The 18,955-nt window shown below is 60.9% G+C and carries 16 protein-coding genes; 10 read left to right on the top strand and 6 right to left on the bottom strand.

The annotated features are described in order from the left end of the window. The first annotated feature begins 29 nt into the window (after positions 1-29). From glpK to ACP7C6_RS24280, 10 genes are all read left to right on the top strand, one after another. Complete coding sequence (gene glpK / locus ACP7C6_RS24325) at positions 30-1,535, top strand: glycerol kinase GlpK (RefSeq protein ID WP_034102403.1); 1,506 nt, start codon at positions 30-32, stop codon at positions 1,533-1,535. Between the two features lie 83 nt (positions 1,536-1,618). Then, complete coding sequence (locus tag ACP7C6_RS24320) at positions 1,619-2,374, top strand: DeoR/GlpR family transcriptional regulator (RefSeq protein WP_025856881.1); 756 nt, start codon at positions 1,619-1,621, stop codon at positions 2,372-2,374. A 226-nt stretch (positions 2,375-2,600) separates the two neighbouring features. Further along, a complete protein-coding gene (glpD, locus tag ACP7C6_RS24315) occupies positions 2,601-4,139 on the top strand; it encodes a glycerol-3-phosphate dehydrogenase (protein ID WP_028619054.1) in 1,539 nt (512 codons plus the stop codon). Positions 4,140-4,443: 304 nt separating this feature from the next. Then, positions 4,444-5,370, top strand: coding sequence for a glutamate/aspartate ABC transporter substrate-binding protein (locus ACP7C6_RS24310; protein WP_028619053.1), 927 nt, complete (start codon positions 4,444-4,446; stop codon positions 5,368-5,370). 193 nt (positions 5,371-5,563) lie between these two features. After that, on the top strand, positions 5,564-6,310 hold the full coding sequence (locus tag ACP7C6_RS24305) for an amino acid ABC transporter permease (RefSeq protein ID WP_010212762.1): 747 nt from the start codon (positions 5,564-5,566) through the stop codon (positions 6,308-6,310). Beyond that, the gene (locus tag ACP7C6_RS24300) at positions 6,310-6,981 is read left to right on the top strand and encodes an amino acid ABC transporter permease (RefSeq protein ID WP_010212763.1); all 672 of its coding nucleotides are present in this window, start codon (positions 6,310-6,312) and stop codon (positions 6,979-6,981) included. Before ACP7C6_RS24305 ends, ACP7C6_RS24300 begins: the two co-directional genes overlap by 1 nt. Then, positions 6,978-7,712: an amino acid ABC transporter ATP-binding protein gene (locus ACP7C6_RS24295; protein ID WP_003188952.1), complete on the top strand. Its 735-nt coding sequence runs from the start codon at positions 6,978-6,980 to the stop codon at positions 7,710-7,712. Before ACP7C6_RS24300 ends, ACP7C6_RS24295 begins: the two co-directional genes overlap by 4 nt. A gap of 109 nt (positions 7,713-7,821) precedes the next feature. Beyond that, positions 7,822-9,723, top strand: coding sequence for a sensor histidine kinase (locus ACP7C6_RS24290; protein ID WP_028619052.1), 1,902 nt, complete (start codon positions 7,822-7,824; stop codon positions 9,721-9,723). Further along, complete coding sequence (locus tag ACP7C6_RS24285; protein WP_032864516.1) at positions 9,720-11,069, top strand: sigma-54-dependent transcriptional regulator; 1,350 nt, start codon at positions 9,720-9,722, stop codon at positions 11,067-11,069. The genes ACP7C6_RS24290 and ACP7C6_RS24285 overlap by 4 nt, the downstream gene beginning before the upstream one ends. Beyond that, the gene (locus ACP7C6_RS24280; protein WP_028619050.1) at positions 11,069-11,407 is read left to right on the top strand and encodes a GlpM family protein; all 339 of its coding nucleotides are present in this window, start codon (positions 11,069-11,071) and stop codon (positions 11,405-11,407) included. The genes ACP7C6_RS24285 and ACP7C6_RS24280 overlap by 1 nt, the downstream gene beginning before the upstream one ends. 33 nt (positions 11,408-11,440) lie before the next feature. Here ACP7C6_RS24280 and ACP7C6_RS24275 read toward each other — a convergent pair whose 3' ends face one another. The 6 genes from ACP7C6_RS24275 to ACP7C6_RS24250 form a co-directional block, all read right to left on the bottom strand. Beyond that, entirely contained in the window at positions 11,441-12,838 is a 1,398-nt protein-coding gene (locus ACP7C6_RS24275) for a sigma-54-dependent transcriptional regulator (RefSeq protein WP_068936986.1), read from the bottom strand. Continuing rightward, the gene (locus tag ACP7C6_RS24270) at positions 12,828-14,597 is read right to left on the bottom strand and encodes an ATP-binding protein (RefSeq protein ID WP_426109328.1); all 1,770 of its coding nucleotides are present in this window, start codon (positions 14,595-14,597) and stop codon (positions 12,828-12,830) included. Before ACP7C6_RS24270 ends, ACP7C6_RS24275 begins: the two co-directional genes overlap by 11 nt. Continuing rightward, on the bottom strand, positions 14,597-15,721 hold the full coding sequence (locus ACP7C6_RS24265; protein WP_028619047.1) for a GNAT family N-acetyltransferase: 1,125 nt from the start codon (positions 15,719-15,721) through the stop codon (positions 14,597-14,599). Before ACP7C6_RS24265 ends, ACP7C6_RS24270 begins: the two co-directional genes overlap by 1 nt. A 99-nt stretch (positions 15,722-15,820) precedes the next feature. Further along, the gene (locus ACP7C6_RS24260; RefSeq protein ID WP_426109327.1) at positions 15,821-16,729 is read right to left on the bottom strand and encodes an alpha/beta hydrolase; all 909 of its coding nucleotides are present in this window, start codon (positions 16,727-16,729) and stop codon (positions 15,821-15,823) included. Beyond that, positions 16,726-18,120 carry an aspartate aminotransferase family protein gene (locus ACP7C6_RS24255; RefSeq protein WP_016977483.1) on the bottom strand — a complete coding sequence of 465 codons (1,395 nt, stop codon included), beginning with the start codon at positions 18,118-18,120 and terminating at the stop codon, positions 16,726-16,728. The genes ACP7C6_RS24260 and ACP7C6_RS24255 overlap by 4 nt, the downstream gene beginning before the upstream one ends. After that, positions 18,113-18,826 (bottom strand): MtnX-like HAD-IB family phosphatase, encoded by a 714-nt coding sequence (locus ACP7C6_RS24250; protein ID WP_123474694.1) that lies wholly within the window; start codon positions 18,824-18,826, stop codon positions 18,113-18,115. The genes ACP7C6_RS24255 and ACP7C6_RS24250 overlap by 8 nt, the downstream gene beginning before the upstream one ends. Positions 18,827-18,955 lie beyond the last annotated feature (129 nt).

The raw sequence follows: 18,955 nt of genomic DNA, 5'->3' as shown, positions 1-18,955 counted from the left end.
TTCCTTATTTTCCGTCCAAGGCAATCGACATGACCGACATTCAGAATAAGAACTACATCATTGCCCTTGATCAGGGCACCACCAGTTCCCGCGCGATCATCTTCGATCGTGACGCCAACGTGGTCTGCACCGCCCAGCGTGAATTCACTCAGCATTACCCACAAGCCGGTTGGGTCGAGCATGACCCGATGGAAATCTTCGCCACCCAGAGTGCGGTGATGGTCGAAGCGCTGGCACAGGCCGGCCTGCACCATGACCAGGTTGCTGCCATCGGCATCACCAACCAGCGTGAAACCACCGTGGTGTGGGACAAAGTCACCGGTCGTCCGATCTACAACGCGATCGTCTGGCAGTGCCGCCGTAGCACCGAGATCTGCCAGCAGCTCAAGCGCGATGGCCACGAGCAATACATCAATGACACCACTGGCCTGGTCACCGACCCGTACTTCTCCGGCACCAAGCTCAAGTGGATCCTCGACAACGTCGAAGGCAGCCGCGAGCGTGCGCGCAACGGCGAACTGCTGTTCGGCACCATCGACAGCTGGCTGATCTGGAAATTTACTGGCGGCAAGACCCACGTCACCGACTACACCAACGCCTCGCGCACCATGCTCTTCAACATCCACACCCTGGAGTGGGACGCGAAGATGCTGGAGATCCTCGACGTACCGCGCGAAATGCTGCCGGAAGTCAAATCCTCCTCGGAAATCTACGGCCGCACCAAGAGCGGCATCGCCATCGGCGGTATCGCCGGTGACCAGCAAGCGGCACTGTTCGGCCAAATGTGCGTCGAAGCCGGCCAAGCCAAGAACACCTACGGCACCGGTTGCTTCCTGCTGATGAACACCGGCGACAAGGCGGTGAAATCCAAGCACGGCATGCTTACCACCATCGCCTGCGGCCCGCGCGGCGAAGTGGCTTACGCCCTGGAAGGCGCAGTGTTCAACGGCGGTTCCACTGTGCAGTGGCTGCGTGACGAGCTGAAGATCATCGCCGATGCCACCGACACCGAATACTTCGCCGGCAAGGTCAAGGACAGCAACGGCGTGTACCTGGTGCCAGCCTTCACCGGCCTGGGCGCCCCGTACTGGGACCCGTACGCCCGTGGCGCACTGTTCGGCCTGACCCGTGGCGTACGCGTGGATCACATTATTCGTGCAGCCCTGGAGTCGATTGCCTACCAGACCCGTGACGTGCTCGACGCCATGCAACAGGACTCCGGCGAACGCCTCAAGGCCCTGCGTGTGGACGGCGGCGCCGTGGCCAACAACTTCCTGATGCAATTCCAGGCCGACATCCTCGGCACCCAGGTCGAGCGCCCGCAAATGCGCGAAACCACTGCACTCGGCGCGGCCTACCTGGCTGGCCTGGCGTGCGGCTTCTGGGGCAGCCTGGACGAGTTGCGCGGCAAGGCGGTGATCGAGCGCGAATTCGAACCACAACTGGACGAAGCGGCCAAAGAGAAGCTCTACGCCGGCTGGCAAAAAGCAGTCAGCCGCACCCGTGACTGGGAGCCCCACGAAGGCGCTGAATAAGCCAACGTCCGGTTGTAACTGGCAGGGAGCGGATTCCTGCGTCATCATGGGCCACTTTTGTATGGCAGCCCAAAGGACGCCCCATGAATCTGCCTCCCCGCCAACAACAAATCCTCGAACTGGTCCGCGAACGCGGCTATGTCAGTATCGAGGAAATGGCGCAGCTATTCGTTGTCACCCCGCAAACCATCCGCCGCGACATCAACCAACTGGCGGACGCCAATCTGCTGCGCCGCTACCACGGCGGCGCGGCCTATGACTCCAGTGTCGAGAACACCGCCTACGCCATGCGCGCCGACCAGATGCGCGACGAGAAACAGCGCATCGGCGAAGCCATCGCTGCGCAAATCCCCGATCACGCCTCGCTGTTCATCAATATCGGCACCACCACCGAATCCATCGCTCGCGCGCTGCTCAACCACAATCACCTGAAAATCATTACCAACAACCTCAACGTCGCCACCATGCTCAGTGCCAAGGACGACTTCGATGTGCTGCTGACCGGCGGTAACGTGCGGCGCGACGGTGGTGTGGTGGGCCAGGCGAGTGTCGACTTCATCAACCAATTCAAGGTCGACTTTGCGCTTGTGGGTATCAGCGGTATCGATGAAGACGGCAGTCTGCTGGACTTTGATTACCAGGAAGTACGCGTATCCCAGGCGATTATCGCCAATGCACGCCAGGTGATCCTGGCGGCGGACTCCAGCAAATTCGGGCGCAACGCCATGATTCGCCTGGGCCCGATCAGTTTGGTGGACTGCCTGGTGACCGACCAGCAGCCAGTGCCGGCGCTGGTGCAGCTGTTGAGCCAGCATAAGGTTCGGCTGGAAGTCGTGTAATACCCCCACCTTGTAGGAGCCGGCTTGCCGGCGATAGCGACCTCATGGACGCCATCGCCGGCAAGCCGGCTCCTACCGTTTTATGTTCACAAATTTTCCTTTCCCGCCGCTTCGATGAGTTTTTTCAATCGAAGTCAGGTGGCTGTGCGCGCGTTTATCAGCTACCATTTTCGCAAATGAACATTAATGTTCGAATTCCAATACGAAAAGATCGCGAGGCCAGCCGATGAACCCTTCTACCTTGCCTGCCCCACCGCTTGCCGAAGTCTATGACGTTGCCGTTATCGGTGGCGGGATCAATGGCGTCGGCATTGCAGCAGACGCAGCCGGGCGCGGTTTGTCGGTATTCCTTTGCGAAAAGGATGACCTGGCCAGCCACACGTCATCCGCCAGCAGTAAGCTGATCCACGGCGGGCTGCGTTACCTCGAACATTACGAATTCCGCCTGGTGCGCGAAGCCCTGGCCGAGCGTGAAGTATTGCTGGCCAAGGCCCCGCATATCGTCAAGCAGATGCGCTTCGTGTTGCCGCACCGCCCGCACCTGCGCCCGGCGTGGATGATCCGCGCCGGCCTGTTCCTGTATGACAACCTGGGCAAGCGCGAAAAGCTCGCCGGTTCGAAAAGCCTCAAGTTCGGCCCCGACAGCCCGCTGAAAAGCGAAATCACCAAAGGCTTCGAATATTCCGACTGCTGGGTGGATGACGCCCGTCTCGTCGTGCTGAACGCCATGGCCGCCCGCGAAAAAGGCGCGCACATCCACACGCAAACCCGGTGCATTAGCGCCCACCGCAGCAACGGCATGTGGGAAATGAACATGGAACGCGCCGATGGCAGCCTGTTCTCGATCCGTGCTCGCGCACTGGTGAACGCCGCCGGCCCATGGGTCGCCAAGTTCATCAAGGACGACCTGAAGCTGGATTCGCCTTACGGCATCCGCCTGATCCAGGGCAGCCACCTGATCGTGCCGAAACTGTACGAAGGCGCTCACGCGCACATCCTGCAGAACGAAGACCAGCGCATCGTCTTCACCATCCCGTACCTGAACCACCTGACCATCATCGGCACCACCGACCGTGAATACACCGGTGATCCGGCTGCAGTTGCGATCACCGAAGGTGAAACGGACTACATGCTGAAAGTGGTCAACGCTCACTTCAAGAAGCAGCTGAGCCGCGACGACATCGTCCACACCTACTCCGGCGTGCGTCCGCTGTGCAATGACGAATCGGACAACCCGTCGGCCATCACCCGCGACTACACCCTGGCATTGTCCGGCGGCACGGGCGAGGCGCCGATCCTGTCGGTGTTTGGCGGCAAACTGACCACCTATCGCAAGCTGGCTGAATCGGCGATGGCGCAACTGGCCCCCTACTTCACCCAGATGCGCCCAAGCTGGACTGCTACCGCCAGCCTGCCCGGCGGCGAAGACATGACCACGCCAGAAGCCTTGGCTGACGCCATCCGCAGCAAGTTCGACTGGGTACCGAGCGAGATCGCGCGCCGTTGGTCCACCACCTACGGCAGCCGCACCTGGCGCCTGCTCGAAGGCGTGCAATCGCTGGCCGACCTGGGCGACCACTTGGGTGGCGGCCTGTACACCCGCGAGGTTGATTACCTGTGCACCGAGGAATGGGCAACCCAGCCTCAGGACGTGCTGTGGCGTCGCACCAAGCTGGGTCTGTTCACTACTCCGGAAGAACAGGCCAACGTGCAGCGATACCTGTCCACCGTTGAGCAGAACCGCAGCAAGATCGAAGCAGCCTGACGGACCAGTACTACAAAAGCCCCTGCGCCGAACGGCCCAGGGGCTTTTTTTCGCATTCGGTTTTCCGAACGCCGCAGTGCCATCAATTCGGTTTGCCGGATCCAAGGTTTGAAAGAACGTCGTCATATAAAGTTAATTTTCTTATAAATCAAATAGATAACCTTTAATTCCAGGTATGGCACGACTCATGCTCTACACTCTTGGACGATTGCCTGGGACGCCTCAGGAGCCGTCATGGGCATTCGCTGTACAAGAGAGCCGTTTAGCCGGCTTCATAAAAAAAACAAATGTCGAGGAAGTATTGATGCGCATCGTTCCCCATATTCTGGGCGCAGCTATCGCTGCTGCTCTGATCAGCACTCCAGTTTTCGCCGCCGAACTCACCGGCACGCTGAAGAAGATCAACGAATCCGGCACCATCACTCTCGCTCACCGCGACAGCTCCATTCCCTTTTCCTACATCGCGGATGGTTCGGGCAAACCCGTGGGCTACTCCCACGACATTCAGTTGGCCGTCGTCGAACAGCTGAAAAAAGACCTGAACAAGCCCGATCTGAAGGCCAAGTACAACCTGGTGACTTCGCAAACCCGTATTCCGCTGATCCAGAACGGCACTGCGGACCTCGAGTGCGGTTCCACCACCAACAACGCCGAACGCGCCCAGCAAGTTGATTTCACCGTCAACATCTTCGAAATCGGTACCCGTCTGCTGGTCAAGAAAGACAAGGATGGCAAGCCGAGCTACGCCGACTTCGCTGACCTGAAAGGCAAGAACGTCGTGACCACCGCTGGCACCACGTCCGAGCGCATCATCAAAGCGATGAACGCCGACAAGCAGATGGGCATGAACGTCATCTCCGCCAAAGACCACGGCGAATCCTTCCAGATGCTGGAAAGCGGCCGCGCCGTTGCCTTCATGATGGACGACGCCCTGCTGGCAGGTGAAGAAGCCAAGGCCAAGAAGCCGGACGACTGGGTCATCACCGGGACTCCGCAATCCTTCGAAGCCTACGCGTGCATGGTGCGTAAAGACGACCCAGCCTTCAAGAAAGCGGTCGATGACGCCATCGTTGCCCTGTACAAATCCGGCGAAATCAACAAGATCTACAGCAAGTGGTTCGAGAGCCCGATCCCACCAAAAGGCCTGAACCTGAACTTCCCGATGAGCGACAAGGTGAAGGAGCTGATCGCCAACCCAAGCGACAAGCCAGCGCCTGACGTAAAAATCTGATACCTGACTAAGCTTATCTCCTGAGGGAGCCACCCTCCCTCAGGCGTCTGTTACTACCTGCTGGCTTTATTTTGGAACACTCGACCTGGCGGTTTTCGAGCCGATCGCGTGTGCCTGGCGTTCTCCGTCAGGCGGGAAAGGATCTTCCCCAAGCGGGTGCTTGTACATCGATCGACTTCGAGGGGAGACCCTAATGAATTACAACTGGGACTGGGGCGTGTTCTTCAAGTCCACTGGCGTGGGCAGCGAGACTTATCTCGACTGGTACATCGCCGGCTTGGGCTGGACCATCGCCATCGCTGTCGTGGCATGGATTATCGCCTTGCTGCTGGGGTCCATTCTGGGCGTCATGCGCACCGTGCCAAACCGCATCGTATCGGGCATCGCGACCTGCTACGTGGAACTGTTTCGTAACGTGCCGCTGCTGGTTCAGCTGTTCATCTGGTACTTCCTGGTACCCGACATGCTGCCGCAGAACCTGCAGGACTGGTACAAACAAGACCTCAACCCGACTACCTCGGCCTACCTGAGCGTTGTCGTGTGCCTGGGCCTGTTCACCGCCGCCCGTGTGTGTGAGCAAGTGCGTACCGGCATCCAGGCGCTGCCACGCGGCCAGGAATCCGCTGCGCGCGCCATGGGCTTCAAGCTGCCACAGATCTACTGGAACGTGCTGCTGCCACAGGCCTACCGGATCATCATTCCGCCGCTCACCTCGGAATTCCTCAACGTCTTCAAGAACTCCTCCGTGGCGTCCTTGATCGGCCTGATGGAACTGCTGGCGCAAACCAAACAGACCGCCGAATTCTCGGCCAACCTGTTTGAAGCCTTCACCCTGGCCACGCTGATCTACTTCACCCTGAACATGAGCCTGATGCTGCTCATGCGCCTGGTCGAGAAGAAAGTCGCAGTGCCCGGCCTGATCTCCGTGGGGGGTAAATAATGGACTTCGATTTCAGCGGCATCATCCCCGCTATCCCAGGCCTGTGGAACGGCATGGTCATGACCTTGCAGTTGATGGTCATGGGCGTGGTCGGCGGCATTGCGCTGGGTACGGTCCTGGCGCTGATGCGCCTGTCGTCCAGCAAACTGCTGTCGCGCGTTGCCGGCGCTTATGTGAACTACTTCCGCTCGATCCCGCTGTTGCTGGTGATCACCTGGTTCTACCTGGCGGTACCGTTCGTGTTGCGCTGGATCACCGGCGAAGACACGCCGATCGGTGCGTTCACCTCGTGCGTCGTGGCCTTCATGATGTTCGAAGCCGCGTACTTCTGCGAAATCGTACGGGCCGGCGTGCAGTCGATCCCCAAAGGCCAGATGGCGGCGGCACAGGCAATGGGCATGACCTATGGCCAGACCATGCGCCTGATCATCCTGCCCCAGGCGTTCCGCAAGATGACCCCGTTGCTGCTGCAACAGTCGATCATCCTGTTCCAGGACACCTCGCTGGTCTACACCGTGGGCCTGGTGGACTTCCTCAACTCCGCCCGCTCCAACGGCGACATCATCGGCCGCTCCAACGAGTTCCTGATCTTTGCCGGTGTCGTCTACTTCATCATCAGCTTTTCCGCCTCGCTGCTGGTCAAGCGTCTGCAAAAAAGGTTTGCCGTATGATCTCTATCAAGAACATCAACAAGTGGTATGGCGACTTCCAGGTGCTGACCGATTGCAGCACTGAGGTTAAAAAAGGCGAAGTGATCGTGGTGTGCGGGCCGTCCGGTTCGGGCAAATCCACCCTGATCAAGTGCGTCAACGCGCTGGAGCCGTTCCAGAAGGGCGACATCGTGGTCGACGGCACCTCCATCGCCGACCCGAAGACCAACCTGCCGAAACTGCGTTCGCGCGTGGGCATGGTGTTCCAGCACTTCGAACTGTTCCCGCACCTGACCATCACCGAGAACCTGACCATCGCGCAGATCAAGGTGCTCGGCCGCAGCAAGGAAGAAGCCACCAAGAAAGGCCTGCAACTGCTCGACCGCGTCGGCCTGTCAGCACACGCCCACAAGCACCCTGGCCAACTCTCCGGTGGTCAGCAACAACGCGTGGCGATTGCCCGCGCCCTGGCCATGGACCCGATCGTCATGCTGTTCGACGAACCAACCTCGGCCCTCGACCCGGAAATGGTCAACGAAGTACTCGACGTGATGGTGCAACTGGCCCACGAAGGCATGACCATGATGTGCGTGACCCACGAAATGGGCTTCGCCCGCAAAGTGGCCGACCGCGTGATCTTCATGGACGCCGGCAAGATCATCGAAGACTGCCCGAAAGAAGAATTCTTCGGCGACATCAGCGCCCGCTCCGAACGCGCGCAGCACTTCCTTGAGAAAATCCTGCAGCACTAAGCACTACATAGCGCCGACTGTGGAAACCGGGCCAATGTGGCAGGGGGCTTGCCCCCTCCCACATTGGCCCGCACAGGCTGGCAGCTCTGGTTGACCCAAGGCATCTGTGATGAAATGCGACCCCAACCAATTTCGCGCCGCACCGCCATCACTTGCCGTGAAACCACGTCTGATCCGCCAACTGTTCCTGCCGCCGTTGATCATCGCCCTGATGATCGGCCTGGGTTATATCGGCTTCTGGATCAGTGAGTACTATGGCATCCGCACCCTCAGCGACACCGGCGAACGCCAGCTGGAGTTGCATGCCCGCACCGTCGAAAGCGAACTGAGCAAATACACCTACCTGCCCAGCCTGCTGGAATTGGAGTCCAGCGTCTCCACGCTGCTGGCCGATCCGAACCAGGAAACCCGCAAGACCGTCAACGATTACCTCGAGGGCCTGAACCGACGCAGTCGCAGTCGGGCCATCTACGTGATGGACACCACTGGCCGCGTGCTGGCCACCAGTAACTGGCGCGATGCCGACAGTTACCAGGGTGAAGACCTGTCCTTCCGCGCCTATTTCCAGAACGCCGTACGTGGCCAGCCTGGCCGTTTCTACGGCATCGGCAGCACCAATGGCGAACCCGGCTACTACCTGGCGCACGGCCTGGAAGAGCACGGCAAGATCATCGGCGTCGCCGTGGTCAAGGTGCGCCTCGAAGCCCTCGAAGAGCGCTGGCAGCGCGCGCGCCTCGAAGCCTTTGTGAGCGACGAGAACGGCATCATCATCCTTTCCAGCGACCCGGCCCGCCGCCTCAAGGCCGTGCGCCCGCTGAGCGATGACACCAAAGAACGCCTGGCCCACAGCCTGCAATATTACTGGGCGACGTTGAACGAGCTGGAACCCCTGGCCCGTGAGCGCCTCAACGAAGGCACCGAGAAACTAACCTTCCCGGCCAACAGTGAAGTGGTCAACGACGAGCACGAAGTCAGCTACCTGGCGCAAACCCGCCCGCTGAATGACACGCCGTGGAATTTTACCCTGCTCACGCCGCTCAACGACCTGCGCCGTGCCGCTATAAACCAGGGCATTCTGGTGGCCGTTGCGTTTGGCTTGGTCGCATTTTTGCTGATCGCCTGGAATGAGCGGCGCAAGGTCATCGCCACCCGCCTCGCCGCCCGTGAAGCCTTGCAGGAAGCCAACAGCCAGTTGGAACGGCGAATTGCCGAACGCACCGCCGACCTGCGCGCCAGCAACGAACGGCTCAAGGGCCAGATTCGCGAACGACGCCAGGCCGAAGAGACGCTGCGTCGCGCCCAGGATGAGCTGGTTCAGGCCGGCAAACTGGCCGCTATCGGCCAGATGTCCACCAGCATTGCCCACGAATTGAACCAGCCGCTGGCAGCGCTGCGCACCTTGTCCGGCAATACCGTGCGCTTCCTTGAGCGCGGCGCCCTGGACACCGCCAGCGCCAACCTCAAGACCATCAACGAACTGATCGACCGCATGGGCCGCATCACCGCCAGCCTGCGTTCCTTCGCCCGGCGCGGCGACGACCAGGGCGAAGCCAGCCTGGCCAAAGCGGTCGACGCGGCGTTCCAGGTTCTCGGCGCACGCCTGGACAGCCTGCCACTGACCCTGCACCGCGACTTTTCCCACGCCCAATTGCAAATCGACCAGACGCGCCTGGAGCAGATCCTGGTCAACCTGATCGGCAATGCCCTCGACGCCATGCAGGCCCAGCCCGCGCCCGAGCTCTGGCTGGAAGGCAGCAGCAGCGAGGGCAAATATCGCCTGCACGTGCGCGATAATGGCCACGGTATAGACGCCGAGGCGCGCAAGCATTTGTTTGAACCGTTCTTCACCACCAAGCCCGGCGAGCAAGGCCTGGGCCTGGGCCTGACGCTGTCCGCCAGCCTCGCGGCGGCCACCGGCGGCAACCTTGCCGTGGAGCACCCGGCCAGTGGTGGAACGGCCTTTGTCTTGTGCCTGCCGTTGGCGGGCGCTCAAAAAGCTGAGTCGACATGAATACAGACGCTAAAGCCATTAAAGACGAACTCACGGTGCTGATCGTCGAAGACGATCCTCATGTGCTGCTCGGCTGCCAGCAGGCGCTGGCCCTGGAAGACATTCCCAGCGTCGGCGTGGGCAGCGCCGAAGAGGCGTTGAAGCGCATCAGCGAGAACTTCGCCGGCATCGTGATCAGCGACATCCGCTTGCCAGGCATTGACGGCCTGGAGTTGCTCACCCGCCTCAAGGCCCTGGATAAAAGCCTGCCGGTGGTGCTGATCACCGGGCATGGCGATATCTCCATGGCTGTCGGCGCCATGCGCAACGGCGCCTATGACTTCATGGAAAAACCCTTCTCCCCCGAACGCCTGGTCGACGTGGCGCGTCGCGCCCTGGAACAGCGCGGACTGGCGCGGGAGGTCTGGTCACTGCGCCGCCAATTGGCCGAGCGCGATTCGCTGGAAGGCCGCATCATCGGCCGTTCGCCGGCCATGCAAAACCTGCGCGAGCTGATCGCCAATGTCGCCGACACCTCGGCCAACGTGCTGATCGAAGGCGAGACCGGCACCGGCAAAGAACTGGTTGCGCGCTGCCTGCATGATTTCAGCCGGCGCCACGCCCACCAATTCGTCGCCCTGAACTGCGGCGGCCTGCCGGAGAACCTGTTCGAAAGCGAGATTTTCGGCCACGAAGCCAACGCCTTTACCGGTGCCGGCAAGCGTCGCATCGGCAAGATCGAACACGCCCACGAAGGCACGTTGTTCCTCGATGAAGTGGAAAGCATGCCGATCAACCTGCAGATCAAACTGTTGCGGGTGCTGCAGGAGCGCACTCTGGAGCGCCTGGGTTCGAACCAGAGCGTGGCCGTGGATTGCCGGGTGATCGCCGCCACCAAGTCGGACCTTGATGAACTGAGCCGTGCCAATCAGTTCCGCAGCGACCTGTACTATCGCCTCAACGTAGTGACGCTGGAACTGCCACCGTTGCGCGAGCGCCGCGAAGACATCCTGCAACTGTTCGAACACTTCCTGCAGCAGTCGTCGCTGCGTTTTGACCGCAGTGTGCCGGAGCTGGACAACCAAACCCTGTCGAGCCTCATGAGCCACGACTGGCCGGGCAACGTGCGTGAACTACGCAATGTCGCCGAACGCTTCGCCTTGGGCCTTCCGGCCTTCAAGAAAAGCGGCTCCAGCAGCGGCAGCCAGGGCCTGGCCTTTACCGAGGCGGTAGAAGCCTTCGAGCGCAACCTGCTCAACGATGCCTTGCAACGCAGCGGCGGCAACCTGACCCAGGCCAGCCAGGAACTGGGGATGGCCAAGACCACGCTGTTCGACAAAGTCAAAAAATACGGGTTGAGCCACTGATGGATCTGGTATTGAAGGCCGCCCTGGGCGCGGCCGTGGTGTTGATTCTGGCCGCGCTGGCCAAGACCAAGAACTACTACATCGCAGGCCTGGTGCCGCTGTTTCCGACCTTTGCCTTGATCGCCCACTACATCGTCGGTAAGGGCCGTTCGGTGGACGACTTGAAGACCACGATCCTGTTCGGAATGTGGTCGATCATTCCGTACTTTGTGTACCTGGCGACCTTGTATGTGATGGTGGATCGGATGCGGCTGGAAGCGTCACTGGCCGTGGCAGCGGTGGCGTGGTTGATGGCCGCGACGATATTGGTCAGCATCTGGGTCCGCGTTCACGCCTGACCCAACACGCTCCCACATTTGAACCTCAGGGTATCAGCGGACGATCTTGTCGACCTGGATGCCCAGCTTCTTCAGGCGATACCAGAAGCTGCGCTCCGATATCCCGATCTTCGCTGCCGCCGCAGCCTGCACGCCGTTGCTCTCCTGCAACGCCGCGAGTATGTAGGCCTTCTCCACCTCCGCCAGCGCCGCATCGAGGTCCTGGGGAATGCCCGGCCCGTCGCTGAGGATCGCCGTGACATCGCCTTCACTCGGCCTGGACGCAAACAAGTAACCCGGCAAGTCGATGTCCTCGATCACCGGCGACGCCGCCACGATGGTCGCGCGTTCTACGCAGTTCTGCAGTTCCCGGATGTTGCCCGGCCAGTGATACGCCGCCATTGCCTGCAACGCCTCAGGGCTGAAGCCAGTGATACGCTTGCCGGCCGTGGCGCTGAGTGTCTGGGCGAAGTGACGGGCCAATGGTGCGATGTCTTCCACCCGTTCGCGCAAGGCCGGCAGGGGAATCGGGAACACGTTGAGGCGGTAGTACAGGTCTTCGCGAAATTCCTTGTTGGCGACTGCATCCAGCAGGTTCTTGTTGGTGGCGGCGATCACCCGCACGTCCACTTTGCGTTCACGGGGATCGCCCACCGGTTCGATCACCCGTTCCTGCAACGCCCGCAGGATCTTGGCCTGCAACGCCAGGGGCATATCACCTACTTCATCGAGAAACAGCGTGCCCTTGTCCGCCTGCTGGAAGCGCCCTACCCGGTCCGCCACGGCGCCGGTAAACGCGCCTTTGCGATGGCCGAACATTTCGCTTTCCAGCAACCCTTCCGGGATCGCCGCACAATTGACCGCCACGAAGGGTTTGTCGGCGCGGCTGCCATGCTTGTGGATGGCACGGGCGACCATTTCCTTGCCGGTGCCGCTCTCGCCGGTCAGCAGGATAGTAGCGCTGCTGTCGCGCACCGAGTCCACCGCTTGCAGCACTTTGCGAAACGCCGGGCTGTCGCCCACCAGGCTGTCGAACTGGGCGTGTTCGTCCAGCTCGGCACGCATGCGCGCGTTGTCGCGCATGATGTCGCGAAATTGCAGGGCCTTGGCCACCGTGATGTCCAGCTCGTCGATATCAAACGGCTTGGCGATGTAGTCGTAGGCGCCGTTGCGCATCGACTGCACGGCGTTTTTCACCGTGCTGTAGGCGGTCATCACGATCACCGGCACATGGGGGTAGCGCACCTTGATCTCGGCCAGCAGCGCCGGCCCGTCCATGCCAGGCATGCGCCAGTCGCTGATCACCAGGTCGATGTCTTCCTGCTCCAGCACCTTGAGCGCGTGCAGGCCGTTGCCGGCGATAAACACCTGCACATCGTTCTGGCCCAGGGCCGACGCCAGCAGGTCGCAGAGCTTGGGTTCGTCGTCGACTACCAGAATGTTATGCGTCATGACTGTCCTCTTCGTCTTCGCCACTCGCCGGAATGTACAGGCTGAAGGTGGCGCCGGCATCTTTCTCACTGGCACATTCGATGCTGCCGTCGTGACTTTCCATGATCGAATAGACTTTGGCCAGGCCTAAGCCGGTGCCCGACGCCTTGGTGGTGACGAATGGCGTGAAGATGCGCTCGATCATGTCCGCCGGAATACCCTGGCCGGTGTCGGCGATGCTGATCAGCGTGTTCTCGCCTTCCGTGCGAATACCCAGGGTCAGGCGCCCGCCTTCAGGCATCGCGTCGATGGCGTTGAGAATCAGGTTGAGGCACGCCTGCTTGAGCTGCTTGGCATCCGCGTAGATCGTCGCCCCCGGCGCCTGGTCATCGATGTGCGCGTCGATGTTATGGGTGGCCAGTTCCGGGGCGCAGAAACCGAGGATTTCTTCCACCAACGGGCGCGCAGGCTGCAACACGCGCAGCGGCGGGTTGGGCTTGGCGAAGTCGAGGAACTCGGTGATCAGGTCGTTGATGCGACTGACCTCGCTGACCACATATTCCAGATGGCGCTTGTCGGTGTCCGCCAGGTCGGCGCGGCGGTGCAGCAACTGTGTGGCCGTCTTGATGATGCCCAGCGGGTTGCGGATCTCGTGGGCCAGGCCCATGGCGACTTCACCTAGGGCATGCAGGCGATCACGCCGGCGCAGCTGGGCTTCGAGGTAATGCAACTCGCCCAGGCGCTCGGTCATATGGTTGAAGGTGCTGCTCAACTGCGCCAACTCGTCGCCGCCACTGACCACCACGCGGTGCGCGTAATCGCCGGAGATCACCGCGCTCACGCCTTGGGAAAGGTCTCGCAGCGGCTTGGTCAGGCGCCGCGACACTAACACCCCCGCCGCCAGCGACAATGCCGAGCTGAGCAGGAAGATCAGCACGAACAGATTGCTCTGGTTCACCAGCCCCACCAGGCTGGTGTGGCGCAGCAGGCCGCTGAAAATCACGCCCTGCAAGTCGCCGGCGTCGTTGAAGATCGGCCAGTACAACCCACTGTAGTTATTAGTGAACTGCTCGCTGGGCTGCTTGGTGCTGCGCATCGCAGTTTCGACGTTCTTGGGGATGCGCGAGGGGTGATCCTCGAAGCGCTGGGTGGAGAATATTTCGGAGAACCCATCGGGGTTGGCCAGGTACAGGCGCAGGTCGAGGGAATGCACATCGGCCACGCTGGTGAGGAAACTGCTGTCCAGGTACGTGGCCACCAGCAGCAGGTAATCGACGCCGTCCTGGGTGGTCTCGAAGGTGGACACCACGATCCCGGTGCTCACCCCGGCCACCTGCACGGTCTGCAACACCGCGTTGCTGGTCAGGCTGATCTGTTTGACGATGTCGTCGGAGGCGGTGCTGAACACCAGCTTGTGGTCGCTGACGCGGATCAGTGCGACCACGTCGATGTCCGTGGCATCTGCAATGTCGGCAGTCAGCCGGTCGTGCTTGGCCGCCTGCCGGTTGGAGGGCGGGCTGGTGTAGCGCAGGAACAACTTGGCCATGCGCGCGTTGTCGTGAAGGATGTCGCCAATCTCGTCCTTGACGATCTTGGTCGACTCCTGCAGCCAGATGCGCACGTTGCTGTCGAAGATCTGCGAAAGCGTGGTTGCCGCCAGTTCGGCGGCGATCATGGTGGGAATCACGCTGACCAACCAGAACGCCAGCACCAGCTTGCGCTGGACGCTCCAGCGCGAAATGGCAAAGGGGCGGGCTTTCTGGCGGGTCTTGGTGATCATCAGGTTTCGCTTATCGCAGCAGCCATGGCAGGGTCGGAACGATCCGGTCGAATAAACAGTTTTACGAGCTTGAGCAGGCCGTTGACCAGCCGGTTGCGGTGGCGGAAAAACACGCTGTTGCCCTGAAACTCGCAGCCCAGGCGCAGCTTACTGGCATACCCGGCCTGGCCGCACTCATAGACGGCAATATTGTGTTGAATACAGTAGTCCACATTGGTCAGCCAGCTACGGAAGTACAGGTTGTAGTCGCGGGTGAACGCCACGTCATGCCCGAAAAACTTGTCCACCAGCCGGTGTTCGTCCACCAGGATCAGGTTGAACGCCACCAGTTGCTCGTCCACCCAGTAAAGAACACAGACCGCCCGCTCATCAAGCCGTTCCAGCACTCCGGTGAAGTAGCCGGCGGGCAGCCGCTCGAACTGCAGCTCGGCACGCGTGAGCGTGGCTTCGTACAGGCGCATGACCTCGGGCAGCACGTCGTCGATAGTGCGCCGCCACTCCACCCGTGGCCCGGGCGCGCGCAGTTTGCGGCGCAGGTCCTTACGCGTGGATTTTCCCAGGGAGCCCAGGTAGGCGTCCACCGAGCCGTAGGGCAGCGGCAACACGCCCGTGGGCAAGCTCGGCATGCTCTGGAAGCCCGCTGCGCGGCAACTCTCGAGCCAATGCGGATCTTTGCTCGGCGCATCCTTGACCGCCACCAAGCCGATACCAAAGTCATCGGCATCCTGGCGCGCAGCTTCCAACAGATGCTTGAGCAGCAGCGGGCGGCGCACATCCGCCACGCCGCTGGCAAAGCCGACGTCGCAGCGTTCGGCCACCGGCGAGCCGAGGGCATACAGCCCCAGTTGCAAAAGCCCCGGCCACAGTCGCTCCACACGCTCGGTCAAGCGCTTGCCGGCGCCCGACACCGTGGTGTCGAGGCGATAATGGGTGATGAACGCCGCGGCCACAGCCACCAGCGTTCCATCTTCGTAAACCGCCAGGTAACGCCACTGGAAATCATTGATGGCGGCGTTTTCCACGGCGACGTAATAGTCCCAGTCCTCCAGGGCTCCCGGGAAACAGTCGTTCCAGGCACTGCGCTGGAGGGCCCGGATGGTCGGGAACGCTTGGGCGGTAATCACATCGGTCCCTTATTTCTGTAGTGAGCGGGCTTGTCGAATCGTCGCACCGCCCGCGCTGGGGGGCGAAGCCGCCCCATTTCCGGAGCTGAGTTTTTCCAGTTAAACCGCAATTGCAGTTTTTAGGGCGGCTTCGCCACCCAGCGCGGGCGATGCGGCGATTCGACAAGCCCGCTCACTACATAGAGCTCGCTCGTTGATGAACGCTGCACTCAACTCGATCACCCGGCGGTATTGCAAATCGACGGTGATCATGTGGTAGCAGTTGTCCAGCAGGATCTTGGTCACCGGGCCACCGAGGTGGCGTTCCACATAGTCAGCGTTCCAACGGCTGGTGATGTCGTCCTCAATGGAGTGCAACACCAGCGCCGGCACCTTTATCGACGGCATGCGTTTTTTGACCTCGGCGTTCATCCAGTGCAATTCGCGTACGGTCACGCCTTCCATCGTCAACAAGCCCGCTTCGCTGCTCTCACCTTCTTTCATCTGTCGTTCAACGATGGCGCGCAGGCGTTCGTTCTTGATGCCGTAAGGTGGTTTTTCGGTAAACCGGAACAGGCGCACGCCAAAAGGAATGCGGATCAGCAGCGGCGTGATGAACGCCATTTTGTTGATGCTCCAACCGTCGTACTTGAGCGTGGTGGAGTACATCAATAACCCGGCGACCTGGTCCGGATGCTCCGACGCCAGGTACATCGACATCACCGCGCCCATGGACAAGCCACCGACGAACACCTGTTCGTGGCGCTGTTTCACACCGACGAAGGTCTTGCGCACGCCTTCGTACCAGTCACGCCAGCCAGTGGCCTGCAGGTCGCTGTTGTCACCGCAGTGCCCGGCCAGGGTGGGCACGTAGACCGTGCAATTGCCCACCTTGGCCAGGCCCTTGGCAACCTGGCGCAATTCCGTCGGGGTGCCGGTCAGGCCGTGGATCAACAGGATCCCGACCGGACCATCACCGAGAACGAAACCGGCAGTACCTTCACCGAGGTCGATCTCTGCTGTGTTCACCGGTTGGTCGCTCGCACCAGCAGTTGCTCAAGCAGCTTCAGGCCCAGTTCGATTTCCGGGTAGCTGATTTCCAGGGACGGTGCCAGGGTGATCACGTTCTTGTAGTAGCCGCCCACGTCGAGGATCAGCCCGAGTTTCTGGCCATCCACCACCATGTCGCCCTTCATGCCTTCTTCAACCATGTAGTCCAGGGTCGCCTTGTCCGGCGTGAAACCATCCGGGCCGCAGATTTCGCAGCGCAGGGCCAGCCCCAGGCCGTCGACGTCGCCGATGATCGGGAAACGTTTCTGCAGGTCTTGCAGGCCTTCGAGGAAGAACTTGCCCTTGGCCATGACCATCGCGCCGTAGTCGACTTCGTTGGTCATCTTGAACATTTCCAGGCCCACCGCCGTGCCCAACGGGTTGGAGGCGAAGGTGGAGTGAGTCGAGCCTGGCGGGAAGATCTTCGGGTTGATCAACTCTTCACGGGCCCAGATGCCGCCCAGTGGGTTGAGGCCGTTGGTCAGCGCCTTGCCAAAGACGATCACGTCCGGTTGCACGTCGAAGTGTTCGATCGACCACAGTTTGCCGGTGCGGTAGAAACCCATCTGGATTTCGTCGGAGACCATCAGGATGCCGTGCTGATCCAGTACGTGCTTCAACTCACGGTAGAAGTTCATCGGCGGGATCACATAGCCGCCGGTGCCCTGGATCGGCTCGACGTAGAACGCGGCGTATTCGCTGGAACCGACTTTCGGGTCCCACACACCGTTGTACTCGGTCTCGAACAGGCGGGCGAATTGCTGCACGCAGTGGCTGCCGTACTCTTCCTTGGTCATGCCTTTAGGGCCACGGAAGTGATACGGGAACGGGATGAACTGCGCGCGCTCGCCGAAGTGGCCGTAGCGGCGACGGTAGCGGTAACTGGAGGTGATCGACGAAGCGCCGAGGGTACGCCCGTGGTAGCCGCCTTCGAAAGCGAACATCAGGCTCTTGCCATTGGTGGCGTTGCGCACGACCTTCAGGGAGTCTTCGATGGACTGCGAACCGCCGACGTTGAAGTGCACGCGACCGTCGAGGCCGAATTTCTTCTTGGCGTCGACCGCGATCATTTCGGACAGCTCGATCTTGCCTTTGTGCAGGTACTGGCTGGCGATTTGCGGCAGGGTGTCGATCTGCTGTTTCAGTGCATTGTTCAGGCGTGGGTTGGCGTAGCCGAAGTTGACAGCCGAGTACCACATTTGCAGGTCGAGGTAGGCCTGGTCTTCGGTGTCCCACACGTAGGAGCCTTCGCAACGGCTGAAAATGCGCGGCGGCTCGATGTAGTGGACGGTGTCGCCGTAGGAGCAGTATTTGGCTTCTTTATCCAGAAGAATCTGGTCTTCGGCGGTAGCGATACGGATATCAGACATGGTGGAAGAGTTCCTGATTTTCGTTAGACAGGCTGTCAGCAGCAAAGGAGGTGGCGTTGGCGGCGATGCCTTGCGGCAGTCGGGCCAGCAGCGCAGGCAGTTCGGCAAAGGTGTCGAAGCGTGCGTGAGGAATGTTGTTGGCTTCGCAGTACTTGGCGAGGCTGCCTTTGGCGAACACGAAGTCAGCGGTGGAAGCCACGCACATGTCGGACTTGCCGTCGCCGATCACCAGCACGCGCTTGTTGCGCGGCGTGGACTTGCACTTGCAGTTGCCGGAGGCGGCACGGCAGGCATCACTGGAGTACGGAAAATCGATGCGCCAGCTGTTCTGGTCGACCTGGCGCAGGCGGTTGGCGAGGATCGGCAGCAAGGTCACGTAGTTGCGTGAAAGGATCCGCGCGATGCCCTGCTCGATGCCGTCGCTGACCACTTCGATGGAAGCGCCCAGGCCGATTACGTGATCGACGAAGTCCGGGAAGTCCGGGTCGATCTCGACGCTGTCGAAATACGCCAGCAATTCGGAGGGAGTCGCCTTGATCAGCGCCAGTTGACGGCTCAAGCATTCGCGTGAACCGATATGCCCATCCAGCCATTCCTGTTCGATGGTTTCCCACTCGGGGCCGGCGAAGCGTTGGAGGACGTTGTCGATGACATCGGTGGGGGTAATGGTCCCGTCGAAGTCACACACGATATGCCACTGGATCATCGTTGTTTACCTTGGAGGAGCGCGCTGTGTGCGCTTGCAACAAGGTGTAGAGCAGGGAGTGTGCCAACTGGCCACCGCCCAGCGGGGCTGGGCCTTTGCCTGGCATGGCCGGCGATTTGTGTCGCAGGA

The organism is Pseudomonas sp. TWR1-1-4, assembly GCF_049897165.1.
Classification (GTDB): domain Bacteria; phylum Pseudomonadota; class Gammaproteobacteria; order Pseudomonadales; family Pseudomonadaceae; genus Aquipseudomonas; species Aquipseudomonas canadensis.
This window is presented reverse-complemented; position numbering and strand designations above follow the sequence as displayed.